General features: G+C 25.8%; 1 protein-coding gene. It reads left to right on the top strand.

What is annotated here, in order from left to right; all coding sequences use genetic code 11:
• The coding region (locus tag IU405_RS15575; RefSeq protein ID WP_231749419.1) for a hypothetical protein at nt 1–318 on the top strand (318 nt) is incomplete at its 5' end.
• Nucleotides 319–399 lie beyond the last annotated feature (81 nt).

Genomic DNA, 399 nt, shown 5'->3' with positions numbered 1-399 from the left:
CTAACAAGACTTATGAATCGAGGTATAAAGCAGGTCGATTTAGCATTATTGTTTTCTTTATCAAGTAATTTATTAATTAATTACAACATTTGCATAGATAATCAGGGACAACCACTTAATACAGCCTCCATAGCTAAATTAATTTGCAACAAGACACAACCAACTAAAAGAAAATTAAACAGCCTTATTAACCAAGGATTACTATTTTACGGAAACCACAACAGATATGGTAAGGTTTATATTGTAAATCCTTACATAATTCGTAAAGGCAGAAATTTAAGTTCTAAAGTTGTTAAACTATTTTATGATATTGAATAATAAGGTTCAAAAATTACCTAAAAATGAATAATAAAGTTCAAAAATATTATCTAAAATACTTGTAATCAGTTATTTATATAT

The sequence above is a fragment of the Polaribacter sp. BAL334 genome (genome assembly GCF_015767435.1).
Lineage (GTDB): Bacteria > Bacteroidota > Bacteroidia > Flavobacteriales > Flavobacteriaceae > Polaribacter.
The sequence above is the reverse complement of the archived record's forward strand: the minus strand, read 5'-3'. Positions and strand labels throughout refer to the sequence as shown.